The sequence below is a fragment of the Absiella sp. AM09-50 genome (assembly GCF_003433845.1).
In the GTDB taxonomy this organism is placed as follows: domain Bacteria; phylum Bacillota_I; class Bacilli_A; order Erysipelotrichales; family Erysipelotrichaceae; genus Hoskinsella; species Hoskinsella hominis.
The window spans coordinates 92,167-110,210 of sequence record NZ_QVFI01000010.1; the positions used below are offsets into that span (position 1 = coordinate 92,167).

The 18,044-nt window shown below is 36.9% G+C and carries 18 protein-coding genes; 1 reads left to right on the forward strand and 17 read right to left on the reverse strand.

Going from position 1 to position 18,044, the window contains the following annotated elements; all coding sequences use genetic code 11:
* Positions 1 to 10: 10 nt before the first annotated feature.
* The 11 genes from trmB to DW114_RS10550 form a co-directional block, all read right to left on the reverse strand.
* A complete protein-coding gene (trmB, locus tag DW114_RS10500; protein WP_117453705.1) occupies positions 11 to 667 on the reverse strand; it encodes a tRNA (guanosine(46)-N7)-methyltransferase TrmB in 657 nt (218 codons plus the stop codon).
* A gap of 10 nt (positions 668 to 677) precedes the next feature.
* Positions 678 to 2,060, reverse strand: coding sequence for a dipeptidase PepV (gene pepV, locus DW114_RS10505; protein ID WP_117453706.1), 1,383 nt, complete (start codon positions 2,058 to 2,060; stop codon positions 678 to 680).
* A 372-nt stretch (positions 2,061 to 2,432) separates the two neighbouring features.
* Complete coding sequence (locus DW114_RS10510) at positions 2,433 to 2,918, reverse strand: hypothetical protein (protein ID WP_117453707.1); 486 nt, start codon at positions 2,916 to 2,918, stop codon at positions 2,433 to 2,435.
* A 279-nt stretch (positions 2,919 to 3,197) separates the two neighbouring features.
* Positions 3,198 to 5,369: a polyribonucleotide nucleotidyltransferase gene (pnp, locus tag DW114_RS10515; protein ID WP_117453708.1), complete on the reverse strand. Its 2,172-nt coding sequence runs from the start codon at positions 5,367 to 5,369 to the stop codon at positions 3,198 to 3,200.
* A gap of 103 nt (positions 5,370 to 5,472) precedes the next feature.
* Positions 5,473 to 5,739 carry a 30S ribosomal protein S15 gene (rpsO, locus tag DW114_RS10520; RefSeq protein WP_117453709.1) on the reverse strand — a complete coding sequence of 89 codons (267 nt, stop codon included), beginning with the start codon at positions 5,737 to 5,739 and terminating at the stop codon, positions 5,473 to 5,475.
* A 130-nt stretch (positions 5,740 to 5,869) separates the two neighbouring features.
* Positions 5,870 to 7,246 carry a sodium-dependent transporter gene (locus DW114_RS10525; protein ID WP_117453710.1) on the reverse strand — a complete coding sequence of 459 codons (1,377 nt, stop codon included), beginning with the start codon at positions 7,244 to 7,246 and terminating at the stop codon, positions 5,870 to 5,872.
* 62 nt (positions 7,247 to 7,308) lie between these two features.
* Positions 7,309 to 8,004, reverse strand: a complete 696-nt coding sequence (locus tag DW114_RS10530; protein ID WP_117453711.1) for a transglycosylase domain-containing protein — start codon at positions 8,002 to 8,004, stop codon at positions 7,309 to 7,311.
* A 131-nt stretch (positions 8,005 to 8,135) separates the two neighbouring features.
* On the reverse strand, positions 8,136 to 8,351 hold the full coding sequence (locus DW114_RS10535; protein WP_117453712.1) for a YneF family protein: 216 nt from the start codon (positions 8,349 to 8,351) through the stop codon (positions 8,136 to 8,138).
* 69 nt (positions 8,352 to 8,420) lie between these two features.
* Positions 8,421 to 8,750, reverse strand: coding sequence for a hypothetical protein (locus DW114_RS10540; protein WP_117453713.1), 330 nt, complete (start codon positions 8,748 to 8,750; stop codon positions 8,421 to 8,423).
* A gap of 154 nt (positions 8,751 to 8,904) precedes the next feature.
* A complete protein-coding gene (locus tag DW114_RS10545) occupies positions 8,905 to 10,356 on the reverse strand; it encodes a 4Fe-4S dicluster domain-containing protein (protein WP_117453714.1) in 1,452 nt (483 codons plus the stop codon).
* A gap of 92 nt (positions 10,357 to 10,448) precedes the next feature.
* Positions 10,449 to 11,324, reverse strand: a complete 876-nt coding sequence (locus DW114_RS10550) for a DMT family transporter (protein ID WP_117453715.1) — start codon at positions 11,322 to 11,324, stop codon at positions 10,449 to 10,451.
* A gap of 202 nt (positions 11,325 to 11,526) precedes the next feature.
* Between DW114_RS10550 and DW114_RS10555 the strand changes: the two genes are divergently transcribed.
* Positions 11,527 to 12,099, forward strand: a complete 573-nt coding sequence (locus tag DW114_RS10555) for a xanthine phosphoribosyltransferase (RefSeq protein ID WP_117453716.1) — start codon at positions 11,527 to 11,529, stop codon at positions 12,097 to 12,099.
* Between the two features lie 27 nt (positions 12,100 to 12,126).
* On the opposite strand, the gene DW114_RS10560 is transcribed toward DW114_RS10555, so the two are convergent.
* Genes DW114_RS10560 through argC form a run of 6 tightly spaced genes read right to left on the reverse strand, consistent with a single transcriptional unit; the run spans position 12,127 to position 18,044 of the window.
* Entirely contained in the window at positions 12,127 to 12,729 is a 603-nt protein-coding gene (locus tag DW114_RS10560; RefSeq protein ID WP_117453717.1) for a TlpA family protein disulfide reductase, read from the reverse strand.
* Positions 12,730 to 12,769: 40 nt separating this feature from the next.
* Positions 12,770 to 13,678, reverse strand: coding sequence for an ornithine carbamoyltransferase (argF, locus tag DW114_RS10565; RefSeq protein ID WP_117453718.1), 909 nt, complete (start codon positions 13,676 to 13,678; stop codon positions 12,770 to 12,772).
* A 32-nt stretch (positions 13,679 to 13,710) separates the two neighbouring features.
* Entirely contained in the window at positions 13,711 to 14,880 is a 1,170-nt protein-coding gene (locus tag DW114_RS10570) for an aspartate aminotransferase family protein (protein WP_117453719.1), read from the reverse strand.
* A gap of 2 nt (positions 14,881 to 14,882) precedes the next feature.
* Entirely contained in the window at positions 14,883 to 15,749 is an 867-nt protein-coding gene (gene argB / locus DW114_RS10575) for an acetylglutamate kinase (protein WP_117453720.1), read from the reverse strand.
* 19 nt (positions 15,750 to 15,768) lie between these two features.
* Complete coding sequence (gene argJ, locus DW114_RS10580) at positions 15,769 to 16,986, reverse strand: bifunctional glutamate N-acetyltransferase/amino-acid acetyltransferase ArgJ (protein WP_117453721.1); 1,218 nt, start codon at positions 16,984 to 16,986, stop codon at positions 15,769 to 15,771.
* A 17-nt stretch (positions 16,987 to 17,003) separates the two neighbouring features.
* Positions 17,004 to 18,044, reverse strand: a complete 1,041-nt coding sequence (gene argC, locus DW114_RS10585) for an N-acetyl-gamma-glutamyl-phosphate reductase (RefSeq protein ID WP_117453722.1) — start codon at positions 18,042 to 18,044, stop codon at positions 17,004 to 17,006.

Genomic DNA, 18,044 nt, shown 5'->3' on the forward strand with positions numbered 1-18,044 from the left:
ATAAATTATCTTAATTTTCATTTTTGATAGGATACTTCTTCCAGACAGCACGATAAATTGGTTGTCCTTTTTCCATGAATTTGCGTTCATATTCACTGATTGCATCCTCATCATGTTCATTTCTTCTGAAATCTACACTGAAATCATGTAAAAACCAGCCGCACTTTTGAAATTCAATAACAGAATATTCAAATAAAGAACTATTGTCTGTTTTCATTTGAATTTCTCCATCATCATTTAATATATCTGCATATTGGCGGATAAATTTTTCATTTGATAAGCGTTTTTTATGTGCACGTTTTTTTGGCCATGGATCAGAAAAGTTTAGATGAATCACATCTACTTCTCCTTTTTCAAACCAATCGCTGATGTTTTCTGCATCATCATTGATAAATGCAACATTGCTCATCGCTTCTTCTAATTTTGTATATTTACGAACAGCGAGTGCAGCAACATTATTGTTTTTTTCAATACCGATCCAGCCATTTTCTGGTTGTTTCTGACTCATTAAAATCCAATAATCGCCCTTTCCTGTACCAATTTCTACATGCAGGACCTCTTTATTTAATAGCTGTTTCCATTTCCCAGCATACGTGCTTGGTTCTTTGATTACTACTTCCTGTTCCTTTAAAAAGTCTTCTGCCCAAGGCAGTTTACGCATTCTCATAAGTACCTCACTATTTCGCTAATTTTTCTAATGCTTCTGCATAGATTGCAGTTGCGCATAATAAATCATCGACGCGGATTCCTTCATCTTTTTGATGACATCCGCCAACAAACATTCCTTCTGGCTGTGTACGGTTTGGAAATTCAGGACCAAATGCCACAAAGTTAGGGAATTTCTTTGCGTAGGTACCTCCGCCAATGGTCATATTTGGTGTTGTTTCATCCTTGCTGTATTTACGATACACATTACTCAATGTAGTTACCAGTTCACTGTTAGGATCTACATATAATGGCTTTGTATCTTTTTCTAATGTGATATCTAAAGCATAGTTGATTGCTTTTGCTTTCTTATGGAAACCAGCCATCACGATATCAGCATTTGTTTCTAATGGATAACGAATATCAATCGTGATTTCTACATGTCCGTTTTCAATATTCACAATACCGGTATTCATTGTTAGAAAGCCCATGGTTGCACTTTCCATAAAGATATCCACTGGTTTTCCCTGCCAGTCGTGTAACATTTCATATGTATCCGCTGCAAATTTATCATGAAAACAATTTCCTACAAAGTTTAACAAATGAAGTGCTGCATTATTTCCAAGATATGGCATTGCGGCATGGGCAAATGCTCCTTCAATCATCAGTTCAGCTTTTTCACCAGTATATGCTACACTACCTTTTAAACCATTTGATTTCAAATAGAAATCAAACATATCTGTGGCACGATCATTCCATTCTTTTACAACACAGCTCGCTTTGCCAATAACGATATTCATACGTTCTCCAGCATGCATAGATTCGATTACCGTTTCAGTATCTCCACTTATTTGCACATGTAGACCGCCTTTTTCACCATAAATTACTGGAAATTCCGCATCTGGTGTAAATCCAATGGTAGGTACTTCTGCATGTTTCACATAGTAATTCATACAATCCATGCCACTTTCTTCATCACATCCAAGAATCAGCATGATTTTTTTATTCAGTTTCACATGATTATCTTTTAACATTTTTAACGCATAGAATCCACTCATGGCAGGTCCTTTATCATCTAATACCCCACGACCAAATAGATATCCGTTTTCTTCAACCATAGCAAAAGGATCTTTACTCCATCCTTCACCAACAGGTACTACATCAAGGTGTGCAAGCATACCAACACTTTCTTCACCTTCTCCATATGTAATAACGCCGGCATAGCCATCGATATTTTTTACTGTAAAACCTTCTTTTTCACCAAGAGCCAGCATGTGGTCTAATGCCTTGCGGCATCCTTCTCCAAATGGTGCACCTTCTTTAGGTGTATCTTTTATACTAGGAATCGCAATGATACCTTTTACATCTTCTATTAAATCTTCTTTATACTTTTTTACTTCTTCTAACCAATCCATTTCGTTCACCTCGCCTACTATTTTACCATAGCTTTCTCAACTTACCTATGCTTTTTTACATTTTTTTCAGAAATTATTTCTATAAAATCGTAAAAATTAATATCTCACAATGATTAGATTTTATTTTCAGTATATATATGAGAAAAAATGCTTTTACATATGAATGAAATTACTTTTTATAGGATTTCTTATTACTGCGATTTTCATAAGAATATGCTAACAAAAAACGAAGGCTTTGTTTATAATAATTCATATGTTTTCAGATACATAAAGGGGAAACTCTCGCTTCCTCTAATCGTAATGATATAAATCCATCAAAATTTTATAAAGCCATCTAGGATAATCTATCAGATACTGAATAATCATAAAACATCATCTATCATGAAAGAAATTTAATACATCATTTAACTTTATTGAAGTTGTTTCGTTATTTTGTGCTTGTGTTAAGCTATATACACCCTGTGTCGCATTAACAAAACTTGGATAGCCAGAAGGATATGTTACAACTAAAAACAAATAAGTATCCCCTTCTTCTATCGGGGTATATTCATCCAATACATAATTAACTTCATCAGATTCTCCGCCAAGGCGTTTTACTTCAATTTTATTATTTTTGATTTCTCCCTTATATACTTTATCTGTTTGGATGGTATAAATTGTATAAGGCATGGATGAACTTTCCCCATGATAGCCAGTTAATTCATTCTCCTCTTCGTTAGCAACATTCATACATTCATATCTAACATCCACAATTTTTCCAGTAAAAGCTAAATCACTCGCATTTACAACATCTTCTACGTGATCATATTGAGGATAATCTACATGTAAATAAGTAACTTCTTTCGGCTCTTTTTTCATAGAAATATACAGCAAACTAATTACTATTAAAACACATATAATGCTTAGTAATACATATGATTTATTCTACTTCATCGTGCATTCTTCCTTTCTTTGCGATTTTTATCTCGTATTACACATGAACATGATTTTGATTTCTATGAAAGATATGTTGATAGGCAGCTACTCTTTATTCAATTTTATAATACAATAATTTTTCAATATTTACAATGCAGTGAATTTTTAAAAGTTATAAAAAAAGGAAGACATTTTTCAATATCCTCCTACTTATCCAAAGATTTATGCTTCAGAAGCTGGTGCTTCTTCTGCTTTTTCTTCCGGTTTCTTTTCTTCTTTTTTAGGTTTTGGTAGCAATGCTTTTGCGCTGACATTTACACGTCCACGATCATCGATTTCCATAACCTTAACTTTTACTGTATCTCCGATATTTAATACATCTTCCACTTTTTCTACACGTTCATGTGCAATCTTGGAAATATGTAATAATCCATCTGTACCAGGGAACAGATTTACGAATGCACCAAATTTTTCAATTCTGACAACTTTTGCATCATATATATCTCCAACTTTCGCAACACGTACGATATCACGAATCATATCTGCTGCTTTGTTGATGGAAGCACGGTCCATATGGTAGATGACTACTTTTCCATCATCATCAATATCAATCTTCACATCATTGCTGTCTGCGATGATCTGGTTGATAACTTTACCATTCTGTCCAATAACTTCACGAATTTTTTCAGGATCGATATACAGGATTTCAATCTTAGGTGCATAAGTGCCAACATCTTCTCTTGGTTTTTCAATTGCCTGCATCATATTTTCAAGAATCTGTGCACGTGCAATTTTTGCCTGTGCCAATGCTTCTTTGAATACTGCTTCTGTAATACCAGTTACTTTGATATCCATCTGTAATGCTGTGATACCTTCACTTGTACCGGCAACCTTAAAGTCCATATCACCGAAGTGATCTTCCATACCCTGAATATCTGTCAATACAGTATAAGCACCTGTTTCTTCATTCATGATCAGACCCATTGCGATACCAGCAACTGGTGCTTTAATTGGAACACCGGCAGCCATTAAAGACATTGTGCCTGCACAGATAGATGCCTGAGAACTAGAACCATTGGATTCTAATACTTCTGCGACTGTACGAATTGTATATGGGAATTCTTCTTCACTTGGAAGAACCTGAGAAAGTGCTCTTTCTCCCAATGCTCCATGTCCGATTTCACGACGTCCTGGATTTCCCATACGTCCTGTTTCACCAACAGAATATGGAGGGAAATTGTAATGATGCATGAAACGTTTACTATCTACTTCTGTGACGTCATCAATAATCTGATTGTCGTTCATTGGTCCAAGTGTAGTTACACTTAATACCTGTGTTTCTCCACGTGTAAATAATGCACTACCATGCACACGTGGTAATATATCTACCTGAGAATCCAAAGGACGGATTTCATCAATCTTACGTCCATCTGGACGAATCTTATCTTCAATGATCAGTCGACGAACTTCATCAGCTTCAATACCATGACAGATTTCTTTTACCTGTTTAATTGCTTTGTTCATCTCTGCTTCACTTGCATATTCTTTTGCTTCAAACATTGCAACAGCAGCTTCTGTTAACTCATCGATTTTGCCATAACGTTCCAGTTTCTTTTCAATAGAAACAGCTTCACGAATTGCTGTTTCAAAATTAGCACGTACTTCTGAATCAATCGCTTCATCCACTGTGTACAATTTTACTTCCATTTTTTCTTTACCGACTGCTGCAGCAATTTCTTCCTGGAAAGCAACCAGTTGTTTGATATGTTCATGTCCAAACATGATGGCGCCAAGCATTGCTTCTTCACTAACTTCTTTTGCTCCAGCTTCTACCATGTTTACAGCATATTTTGTTCCAGCTACGGTTAAGTGAATATCACTTTTTTCCTGTTGCTCTGGTGTAGGATTGATTACATATTCTCCATCAATTCTACCTACAACAACACCGGCGATTGGTCCATTGAATGGGATATCAGACACACATAGTGCTAAAGATGCACCAAACATTGCTGTCATTTCCGGAGAACATTCCTGTTCTACAGATAATACCGTATTTACAACCTGTACCTCATTACGGAAGCCTTCCGCAAATAATGGACGGATTGGACGGTCAATCATACGAGCAGTCAATGTCGCATGTTCACTTGGTCTTCCTTCTCTTCTTAAGAAACCACCAGGAATCTTACCTACTGAATATAACTTTTCTTCAAATGAAACAGTCAATGGGAAAAAGTCAATCCCTTCTTTTGCCTGTTTGCTGGCGGTAGCCGTAGATAATACAACGGTATCGTTATATCTTACTAAAACTGACCCTCCGGCCTGTTTTGCCACTTCACCTGTTTCTACTGTGATCCCACGACCACAGAAATCTAAACGAAATACTTGTTTAGCCACTATCTTCACCTCTTATTTTTTCATCTTTTTAATGATATCATACTTTTTTAAGGAAAGAAACAAAAATAAAAACAAAAAAAGCTCTTTCGAGCTTTTTCATGACTTATTTACGTAATCCTAAACGAGTAATCAGTTCTTTGTAACGGTTTAAGTCTTTTTTCTTCAGGTAAGCCAAAAGATTTCTACGACGTCCAACCATTTTCATCAAACCTCTTTGAGAATGATAATCGTGTTTGTGTTCTTTGAAGTGTTCTGTTAACTGGTTGATTCTTGCAGTTAATACAGCAATCTGTACTTCTGGAGAACCAGTGTCACCTTCAAAGCGTGCGTATTCTTTCATGATCGCCTGTTTTTCTGATTTTAATAACATAATGTTTTCCTCCTATTTTGATAGATGTTCTATACTGAGTGAACCGTCGAGGAATCTCGGTGGACTAAGTATAAAACCTTTATGATTATAGCATGTCTTCTGTATATAAAGCAAGTGCTTTTTTACACTTTTACGCAAACAGCTTTTCCCATAAACCAAATAGGAAAATAAATACAACAATTAATGGCAGAATATAGCTAACATAATATCTTGTCTTTTCAGGAAAGCGCAACCCTTCTCCAGCATTTGCCTCATTGATAAAAGCCTTCCAGCCCCAGCCATAACGTCTTGTGCAAAAAAACAAGAATACGATAGAACCAATCGGCATAATCACGTTGCTGACCATAAAATCTAACAAATCAAGCACAGCACTGCCTTCTCCAAATGGCTGAAAGCCAGATAACACACTGAAGCCCAAGGCACAAGGGATGCTGCCCGCAATAATAATCAACAGATTGATAAGCACGCTTTTTCTTCTTGTGAATCCAAATAAATCTATCCCAAATGAAATGATATTTTCAAATACAGCAATGATGGTAGATAATGCCGCAAAGTTCATAAAAATGAAAAATAAAGATCCCCAGATACGGCCATTACTCATGGCATTAAAGATATTGGGTAGTGTCACAAATACAAGACCAGGACCACTTCCTGCATCAACGCCGAAAGACATACAGGCTGGAAAGATGATAAAGCCTGCCATGATTGCCACAAAGGTATCCAGAATCATGATATTTAAGGATTCCCCACTCAATGAGCGTTTTTTATCAATATAGCTGCCAAAAATTGCCATACCACCCATCCCAATGCTAAGGGTAAAAAATGCCTGTCCCATTGCTGTGTAGACTGCATTAAAGATACCATTTTTCATCAACTGTTCAAAATCAGGGATCAAATAGAATTTGATACCTTCCATGGCACCAGGTAAACTTAAAGATTTTAAAACAAGAACAATCATAACACCAAGCAATAGACTCATCATGACCTTGGTAATTTTTTCTACCCCGTTTTGTAATCCAAGAACACACACAAAGCATCCAATGCATACCACAAGGATCATCCAGAATACAGATGCCGCAGGATTTTGCTGCAGGTCCACAAAGGTTTGTGTTACAGCCTGTGTACTCATACCATTAAATTCCCCACTTGCCATCTTCACAAAATATGCCAGCATCCATCCAGAGATGGTTGTATAAAACATGACCAAAAGATAATTTCCCAACATGGCCATATAGGAAAATAGATGCCATTTTTTACCTTTTGGTTCCAATACCTGAAAGCTTTTTGCGACGCTTTGACGACTTGCTCTTCCTACTGAAAATTCCATTACCATAATTGGCAATCCTAAAATAATCAGAAAGAACAGGTACACCAGAACAAAAGCGCCTCCCCCATATTTACCTGTTACATAAGGGAAACGCCATATATTTCCAAGTCCAATAGCACATCCAGCCGATAAGAAAATAAAGCCGATGCGTGATGATAGTTTTTCTCTTTTCTGTTCCATAACTTCTCCTTTTACACGTATGTATAATTGTAAAAGAAGCATATGTTTCTGTCAACAAAAACTTAGTATTTACTGATGATTGTATCCATATCCTGTTGTGAGATATGTTTTTCACGTACCATGGCAGATAATACCATTTTCTGTCTTTTTCTTGCGGCATCCTCATGATTGCTCAGCTGATAGTTGCTTGGTGATTGTGGCAATCCAGCCAAAAGACTTGCTTCATCCAATGTCAACTGATCTGGTGTTTTCCCAAAATACCCCATGCTTGCCTGATAGATACCCATGTGATTATCCCCATAATTGATAACATTTACATAAAGTTCTAAAATTTCCTCTTTTGACAGCTCAGCTTCCAGATCATACGCTAAAAAGATTTCACTCATTTTACGAAGATATGATGGCTGATAATCGAAATATAGATTTTTTGCGAGCTGCTGTGTAATCGTAGAGCCTCCACCAACAATACCGCTGGCAAAGATGTTGTTCACAAGTGCACGAGCCAAAGAACGATAATCAACACCTTTATGCTGATAAAAGCGATGATCTTCAATGGAGATTGTTGCCTGAATCAGTGTTGGACTGATATCTTTTGTTTTCACATAGTCAGGCTTTTCTCGTATTTCTTTCACCTTTTCTTCAATGGATACATCCGATACAGCTTTCTTATAATTGACATATCCTACACCCACAAACAGGATACCTAATGTTAACAGTGCTACCAGAAACAGCAGCAGGATTCTTTTTATAATTTTCATCTTATCACCATTCCTGTGACCATTATAACATAATTTTTTTCAAAATAAGTAATCTTACACAAGTGTTATACAACAAGCCTTTATCTTACAAAAATGTAAAAGAAAACACGAATGATACACTCGTGTTTTTTTTAACGGTTTGAGTTAACTGATTTCATAATCTGCTTAATCTGGGCTTCACTAGGCTTTCTTCCCATCTGCAGGAACATTGCGCGAATCATCTTCTCATTAATTGGTGGGTTTTCCTTCAATTCTTTCTCAAATTTCTTTCTTGTGAAATAAAATCCTAAAAAACCTCCTACTACTAAACCAAGAAGCACATACATAATAGAAGTTAAAAAATTCATCTTCTGATTCCTCCTAACGCTGTATACATTTTACTATTTTTATGCGCACTTTACAACACTTTTTTGCTTTTATTCGCTAACTTCCATGATATGGCAGGGATAGATACGCATCAATAGTTCTAAAAACGGGTTCTTTAATGTATCTGCGTATACAATTCCATTTTGTAAATGGATACGACATGCACATTTTGGATGCATTTGTAATAATAAATCGTCCCCTTCTTCATAGACCGGTTCTTCAAAAAAGGATAAAGCACTGTTTCTGATTTCATCTTTTTTTATTTGATCCAACATCATGGAACGTTGTGTATACGATAGTGTATTGACTTTATTCATGATATCCGGATGTTTCGAAAAGGTTGGAAAAAACTTTGAATGTACTGCATAAAATGTTACCATCTTCATCACCTAAGATAGAGTATATGCTCATAATATCGCAGAATATGTCGAAATTACGATGATTTTACATTCTCATTTGAATCCATATAGAGTTTATGAATCAATATTGCTATCCTCTATAAAACAAGGGAGAAAACTTGTTCTCCCTTAATTTTTATCTGTGTAAATCAATATCTGAGAAATCAAATGTTTCTAATGTAGAAGCAATTGTTTTATCTTTGATTGCTACATTTTCTTTTGCCATACGAGCTTTTGCTTTTGGTGCACTTTCAATAGTTGCAGGACCACAAATACATCCACCAGTACATGCCATGCCTTCTAAGATATCTGCATTGAAGCGATTGACCTTCATCATCAGCAGTGCTTTCTTACATTCTAAGCTTCCATCTGCATATTGTGCAACAAGTGTTTCTTCATCGCCACATTCTCCAGCTGCCTGTGCAACTGCTTTGGATACACCGCCTCCAATAGAGAAGTTACGTGCATAAAGACTTGCTGTATCGCTTTCTCTTGGTGTTACATTTTCAGCGGAAATATTCTTAGATACAAACATTGCACCTAATTCTTCAAATGTTAAGCAATAATCTACTTCTGTATCTAAAGTTTCCTGTTTTTTCGCAACACATGGTCCGATAAATACAACTTTTGCTTCTGGGTGGTTATGTTTTAAATATCTTGTAATTGCCACCATTGGACTTACCATGTGAGATACGTTTGCTTCATATACTGTTGGGAAGTGCTGTTTTGCCATATTGACAAAAGCAGGACAACATGACGTTGTGATCTTCTTTCCTTCTTTTTTATGTGCGATAGCATCTTGTTTTTCATACCATGCAACAGCATCGGCACCGATTGCTGCTTCGTATACTTCTTCAAAGCCTAACATACGGATACTTTCCATAATCTGTGGAAGTGTCGCATTGTCAAACTGTCCCTGAATAGCAGGCGCAAAGATGGCGTACATTTTTGTACCTTTATTCAATTCATCAATCACTGGTACCATCCAGCTCATATCTTCAATTGCCCCAAATGGACATTTTGCCTGACATGCGCCACAGTTGATACATTTTTCTTCATCGATGACTGCATAATTGTGTTCATCCATACTGATTGCATCTACTGGACAGCTCTTCATACATGGACGCTGTGTTTCAACGATTGCATTAAATGGACATGCATTCTTACATGCGCCACATTCTTTACATTTGTCATAATCGATAAATGCGCGGTCATTTCCCATCTTGATCGCATCAAATTTACATGCGGATAAACATGCTTTTGCCATACATTTACGGCAGTTGTCTGTTACCTGAATCTTGTGGATACTACATCCATCACAAGCTGCTTCTAACACACGAACAATCTGACGTTCGTTGTTGTTTTCTACTGGTACCGGTGGCTTGCCCATCGCCATACGTGTACGTTCACGGATAATTTCCTTTTCCTTATAGATACAGCAGCGGAAATCTGCATGTTTGCCCGGAATCAACAGATTTGCTACCTCATCGCATACGTCTTCATTCAGTTTACCTTCAAATGCGCGCTTACTAACTTCTTTTAGTACATCGAATTTAAACTGTCTGGCTTCGTGATCAAATAATGACATAATTTCCTCCTCTTTTCTTACACAACCCTAACTTGTGTATTTTTTAGCAAGTCAATTATAGCATAGAAAATTATACAAAAAAAGCAACATTTCTAAATTTGCTGCTTTTTTATAGTTTTCTTTGGCTGATATTCTATATAAAGGATACTGGCGAATATGAAAACGGCGCCAATGATCATTTGCACAGACATGACTTCATGTAAAATAAGGAAAGAAAAGATTGACGCAAACAAGGCTTCCATGGATAAAATCAGACTTGCCGTATTTGCTGTCGTAAATTTTTGGGCATAGGTCTGAATCAAATATGCCAGCAACGTTGATACAAAAATCAAATATGCGATATTGCCGATTGCACTGGCATTCCAGCTTGCTGGTGGTGCCTCAAAGCACAGGGCACAAATCGTAGATAGGATTCCTGCTGTTAACATCTGCATTGCTGTCATGGCAATGGCATCTATATGGGCACTGTATCGTTCCAATGCAATGATATGCAAAGCAAAAAACAACGCACAGATCAAGGATAACAAATCCCCATAAGTCAACATCATTGCCTCTTTTTTTAACGTTAAAAGTGCTATACCAAACAAGCACACGATAGAAGCAATGATTTCCTTGCGATTAGGTTTACGTTTCCATAAGAGCCATAATAAATAAGGTACAAACACCACGTTGGTGGCTGTAAGAAATGCATTCTTGCTTGGCGTAGAATATTGTAAACCAAAGGTCTGAAAAGCAAATGCGAAAAATAAAAATACACCAGCTATGATTCCATGCTTTATATCTTTTCTGTTTAATCGTTTTAATTTAGGAAAACTGATCATAATGGGTAGGATACTGGCACCCATAAAACGAATCATCATCACATAAAATGGAGAAACACTATCTAATGCCTCTGCTGTTGCGATAAACCCGCCACCCCATATGATGGTTACCGATACCAGCATCAAATTGGCATACATCTTTTTCATATAAAAATACACCTCACATGGGTTTAATGATACAAAACATTTTCTTATTTTGCAAGTAATCCAGCCCTTTTCCATGCTGTTTTGTAACACTTTTGGGCCTTTTTTCCAAATTCTTTTGAAATATCTTACTTCCCTCTTGTGCCGTTTTAAAATTATGGTAAAATAAACAAGTCAATAAAAACTAGCATGAGGTGAACAAAAAATGAAAGAGTTAGAAAGATATATACTGGAACATGGCGAAGCCCTTGGTGAGGATATCTTAAAGGTAGATGCTTTTTTGAATCATCAGATTGATCCAATGTTTATGATGGAGCTGGCAAAGGATTTAAAAGAGCATTTCAAAGATAAAAACATCAATAAGATCGTTACCATTGAAACAAGCGGGATTGCCCCTTCTGTTTTCTTAGGTTATTTATTAAACGTACCAGTTGTATATTTTAAGAAAAGTACCAGCAAGATTTTAAAAGATGCATTATATCAGACAAAGATCCATTCATTCACAAAGGATATTGATTATCAGATCAGCTGTTCAAAAAAATATCTGAATGAAAATGATCATGTCTTACTGATTGATGATTTTATGGCCAATGGAGAAGCATGTCTTGGTGCGATTGATTTGATCAAACAGGCAAATGCTACTGTGGAAGGCATTGGCATCGTCATTGAAAAAGCATTTCAGGATGGTCGTGCAAAAGTGGAAGCACAGGGCTATCAGGTATATGCACAGGCAAGAATTTCATCATTACATGATGGAGAAATTACATTTTGTGAATAAAATGAAAACTCAGCTGTGACTGAGTTTTTATTTTAGCTTTTGAAACATATCTTCATAAATGCTCTGTAAATCTTTTTTCTCCTGCTCATTCATCTTACGTTCATGAGCATCATGTCCATCGACTGTACCAACATGTCCTGCGACCACTTTGCCATCTTTTATGACTAACACAAATGGTACATAAATTTGATATTCTCCCTCATCATCCTGATTCATATAAGTGCTGGCATAAGAAATTAGTTCTTTTTTCTGATCAGGCGTATAAATCAATTCAGAATCATCATCTCTAGTTCTTACATAAGCAATCGATTGATTATGCTTTTTAGCTATATCATTTAATACAGGAATTGCCTCTATACACCATGGACATTTTGGATATCCCAAATAAAAGATACCGCTTTTCTTTTCTTTAATTGCTGTTAATAAGTGTGCCATGTCACTTTCTTCAAACATACTGTTTTTGGTATCAAAGTTTTCATATCCACTCATATCTGCCTTTTCCCCAAAGCCACAACCCTTGGAATCATCACAATATGCGGCATTGTGATCTTCTGGCTGTTTACTATTTGATGTAGAAGTAGAGCATCCACATAATAAAATCAATAATACACAAAGAAATGCTTTTTTCATACGTCACCTGCTTTCCTTACATATGTGAAAAGGTGAGTTATTACTCACCTAATAAACGAACCAATACTGCTTTTTGAGCATGCAGACGATTTTCTGCTTCATCAAAGATTTCATCTGCGTGTGCTTCAAATACTTTCTCTGTGATTTCTTCTTCACGATGGGCTGGTAAACAGTGCTGTACCATCGCATCAGGTTTTGCGACTTCCATAACGGCATCATTGATTTGATATTTGCCGCCAAAGATTTTCTTTCTTGTTTCTGCTTCGCCTTCTTCACCCATACTGGCCCATACATCTGTCACAAGCACATCTGCATCCTTCGCAGCTTCTAACACATCCTGTGTCAAGATAAAACGTCCGGTTGCTTTGGCACGCTCTACAATTTTTTCATCTGGTAAATATTCTAATGGGCATGCACATGCGACTTCCATACCTGCTAAAATACCACCATTGATCAATGAATTCGCCATATTATTGCCTGCGCCGATAAAGCACATCTTTAAACCTTCCAGTTTTCCTTTATGTTCACGAATTGTCTGTAGATCCGCAAGCACCTGACATGGATGCACATAATCAGTTAATCCATTGATAATAGGAATACTTCCATATTCAGCCAATTCTTCCAAATCACTTTGTTTATAGGTACGAATCATAATACCATCCAGATAACGGCTTAATACACGGGCGGTATCTTTGATTGGTTCTCCTCTGCCTAACTGCATATCATTGGCATTTAAATAGATTCCCTGACCACCTAATTGTTTCATACCAACTTCAAATGAAACACGTGTTCTTGTGGATGATTTCGTAAAAATCATGCCCAGTACCTTATTTTTCAGATATGGGGTAAATACGCCTTCTTTTACTTCTTTTTTTAATTGATCTGCCAGATCCAGCAAGTCATATAATTCTTCTTTTGTTAAATCTGCCAGCGTCAGTAAATGTTTCATTTACGCTCCTCCTTTGGTTTCTTTCTTTTATATTACCATGCCTTTAATACTTCTTCCAGTATATCACAAGCTTTTTCTAATTGTTCATCTGTAATAATGAGTGGTGGCAGCATTCTTACTTTATCCTTTGCGGTCAAAAGCAATAAGCCTGAATCAATACATGCACGTACAACATCTATGGCACTTATACCATCTAATACGATACCACGCATCAATCCCAAACCATTTACACCAATGACATGTGGCATTTGTAAAGCACGTTTCTTGATATATTCCCCTTTGCGTTTTACTTCATCAAATAATTCCTGATTCATATGGGATAAAACAACGTTAGCCCCAGCACATGCGACAGGATTTCCACCAAACGTTGTGCCATGATCCCCAGGACCAAAAACATCTTTTACTTTATCATTCAACAATACACCGCCAATTGGCAATCCATTGCCTAAGCCTTTGGCTGTTGTGACGATATCCGGCTGGATATCAAATTGTTCATATGCATATAAACTGCCACATCTTCCTATTCCAGTCTGTACCTCATCAATGATGAGTAAAATATCATTTTGTTGACAGATTTCTGCGACTTCCTTTACGAAGTCATAATCTAATGGCAAAACGCCGCCTTCTCCCTGTATCAGCTCCATCATGATGGCACAGGTGTTTTTATTGATTTTTGATTTGACATCTTCAATATCATTGGCATTTGCATGAACAAAGCCTGGTGTAAAGGGATCAAAATGCTGATGGAAATGATCCTGACCTGTAGCTGAGAGGGTCGTGATCGTACGTCCATGGAAAGAATTTACAAGTGTCAATATTTCATAGTTTTTTTGTCCATATTTATCACTGGCATACTTTCTGGCAACCTTAATTGCACCTTCATTTGCCTCTGCCCCACTGTTCGCAAAAAACATTTTAGAAAAATGTGTCATATTACACAATTTTTCTGCGACCTGTGTATCAGGTTTTGAGTAATATAAGTTAGATACATGTTGCAGGCTAGTAGCCTGTTCACATACTGCCTTTACCCATTCCTCATTGCCAAATCCCAGGCAATTTACACCAATACCGGCTGTCATATCAATATATTCTTTTTCATTTTCATCATACAACAATGCACCAGAGCCATGTGTCAGTACAATATCAAATCTACCATAGGTGTGTGCAATATATGCATTATCATTCGCTTTTATCTGACTCATGTCTATCCCTCTTTCTTTTCAAACATCGTTCCAATACCTTCTTCAGATAATATTTCAATCAATAAGGAGTGTGGAACACGTCCATCAATGATAACGGCTTTCTTTACGGAATGGGTGATTGCTGTTTCACAACATTCCACTTTTGGAATCATACCGCCACTGATGATACCGGCATCCTTTAAATAATGGATGTCTTCTACATAAATCTTTTGAATCAAAGATGTTTCATCTTTTGGATCACGTAGTACTCCTGGAATATCGCTGACTAAAATCATATTTTCTGCGCCCAAACAACCTGCCACACTGGCAGCTGCAGTATCCGCATTGATATTATAAGAATGCCCATTTGTATCACATCCTACACTTGCGACAACCGGGATATAACCTTTTTCAATTACATCTAATATTAATTGTGGATTGACGCCAGTAATCGCACCAACATAGCCTAAATCATCTCCAGGAAGTTTTTTCGCTGTGATCACATTTGCGTCCATACCACAGATGCCGACTGCTTTCGCACCTTTTTGATTGATCAAAGATACTAAGTCTTTATTGGTTTTCCCTGCCAGTACCATCTGAACAATATCCATGGTTTCATCATCTGTATAACGAAGTCCGTTCACAAATTTTGATTCTTTTCCAATCTTGCCAAGCATCTTATTGATTTCAGGACCTCCACCATGTACCAATACAACATGGATACCGATTTCTGAAAGTAATACGATGTCTGTAATCACATTTTGTTTCAGTTCTTCATTTTTCATAGCATTGCCGCCATACTTTACCACAACAATCTTTCCACTGTATTTTTGTATGAATGGAAGTGCCTTGCTTAAGATCTCCGCTTTCTGTATTGCATCAATTTTCATATCGTTTTCCCTCTTTCTTTTACGTACGATAATCTCCATTGATTTTTACATAATCATACGTTAAATCACAACCCCATGCTGTTGCATATCCTTCACCCTGATGCATATCGATGAGTATATCGATTTCATCTTCTTCTAACACATTAGCGGCATGGTCTTCATCAAAACCACAGCCACTGCCATTTACACAAACCGGAAGTTCTCCAGCTTCACTGGACAATGTTACATCGATTTTATCTACATCAAAGATTGCATCCGTATAGCCGATTGCACATAAAATTCTTCCCCAGTTGGCATCTTTCCCAAACATTGCTGCTTTGAATAATGAACTGGTGATAACACTTTTCGCAACTTTTTTTGCACAAGTAATATCTGGTGCCTGTTGTACAATACATGTCAACAGCTTGCTTGCACCTTCTCCATCTTTTGCAATGTTTCTTGAAATATCTACACAGATATCCATTAAAGCAGCTTTGAAAGCTTCATATGCTTCATTTTTTTCATCAATTACTTTATTTTTCGCCATACCATTGGCCATGATACACAACATATCATTGGTGGAAGTATCTCCATCCACACTTACCATATTAAAGGTATCATTGACAACTTCATGAACCACTTCATCTAACAATTCAGATGTGATTGCCACATCACTTGTTAAAAAGGCTAACATCGTTGCCATATTGGGATGGATCATGCCACTGCCTTTCGCCATACCACCAATACGGCATGTGACACCATCAATCATAAATTCTGTACAGAATTCTTTCTTGAAAGTATCCGTTGTCATAATGCCTTCACAAGCATCACTTCCCTTTTGATCAGAGATACCTGCGCATAATTCATCCATATGCTGAACAAATGGATCCATGCTCATCGGTTCTCCAATGACACCCGTACTTGCGACAATAATATCCTCTGCTTTAATACCAAGTGCTTTCGCACAAAGTTCACTCATGCCGTTGGCGATTTCTACCCCATTGGCATTACAAGTATTGGCATTTCCACTGTTACAGATCATCGCCTGTGCAAGTCCATCTTTTAAATGTTCTTTGGTCACAAAGATGGGTGCCCCTTTGACCTTGTTTTGTGTATACGTAGCGGCAGCATTTGCCACGACTTCACTATAGATAACACTTAAATCTTTCTTTGTTTTATTTTTACGGATACCACAATGAATTCCATTGGCTTTAAACCCTTTTGGAAAACAGATACCGTTCTTCCTATATTGACTCATAATTTCCCATTCCTTTCCTAGAAGGATGGCGCTACCATCTTTAACCCCATACCTTCATCTAAATCAAACAGGATATTCATATTCTGAATTGCCTGTCCTGCCGCACCTTTTACCATATTATCTATGGCAGATACAATAATTGCCCGATTGCTTCTTTCATCCAAATGGATGGATACATCGCAATAATTTGAATATTTGATATACTTTAAGTCTGCCGTTTTTCCTAAAGGAAGGACACGGACAAACTGTTCATTTGCGTAAAATTGTTCATATAAGACATGAAGCTCTTCCACCTTCATCGTTTCTTTTAAATCCACATACATCGTAGAAATGATTCCACGATTGATTGGAAGTAAATGTGGAGTAAAATTGATCAATACATCCTCATCGCACAATCTAGATAATGTTTGTTCAATCTCTGGTGTATGACGATGAGATGCGATTTTATAAGGCGCAAAAGATTCATTACAACGTGGAAAATGCGTCGCTTCACTTAAACTTTTTCCTGAACCTGTTGTACCGCTTTTTGAATCAATGATGATATGCTTGCAATCCGCAAGTTTTGCTTTCATGATTGGCGCTAAGCCAAGTGCCACACTTGTTGGATAACAGCCTGGATTCCCAATGATTTTTTTCCCTTTGATATCATCTCGGAATAATTCAGGCAATCCATAAACACTTTCCTTATGCAACGCAGGATCATGATAATCCAATCCATACCACATCGCATAATCTTCTTCTTTATCCAAACGAAAGTCCGCCCCTAAATCGATAAATATTTTATCGGCATCAAAACATTTACGTGCTAGTTTTTCACTTAAACCATGAGGAAGTGAGGCAAATACGACATCACTTGCCGCAATGACACTGTCTTCATCCTGAAATACCATATCACATATTTGATAAAAGCCAGGATATAAATCACTAATCTTTTGTCCGGTATATGATTTAGAACTGATGCCACTTACTTCCACCATAGGATGATTCCATAATAAACGAACCAATTCTGCTCCAGCATAGCCACTTGCTCCAATTACTCCTGCCTGTATCTTCTTCAT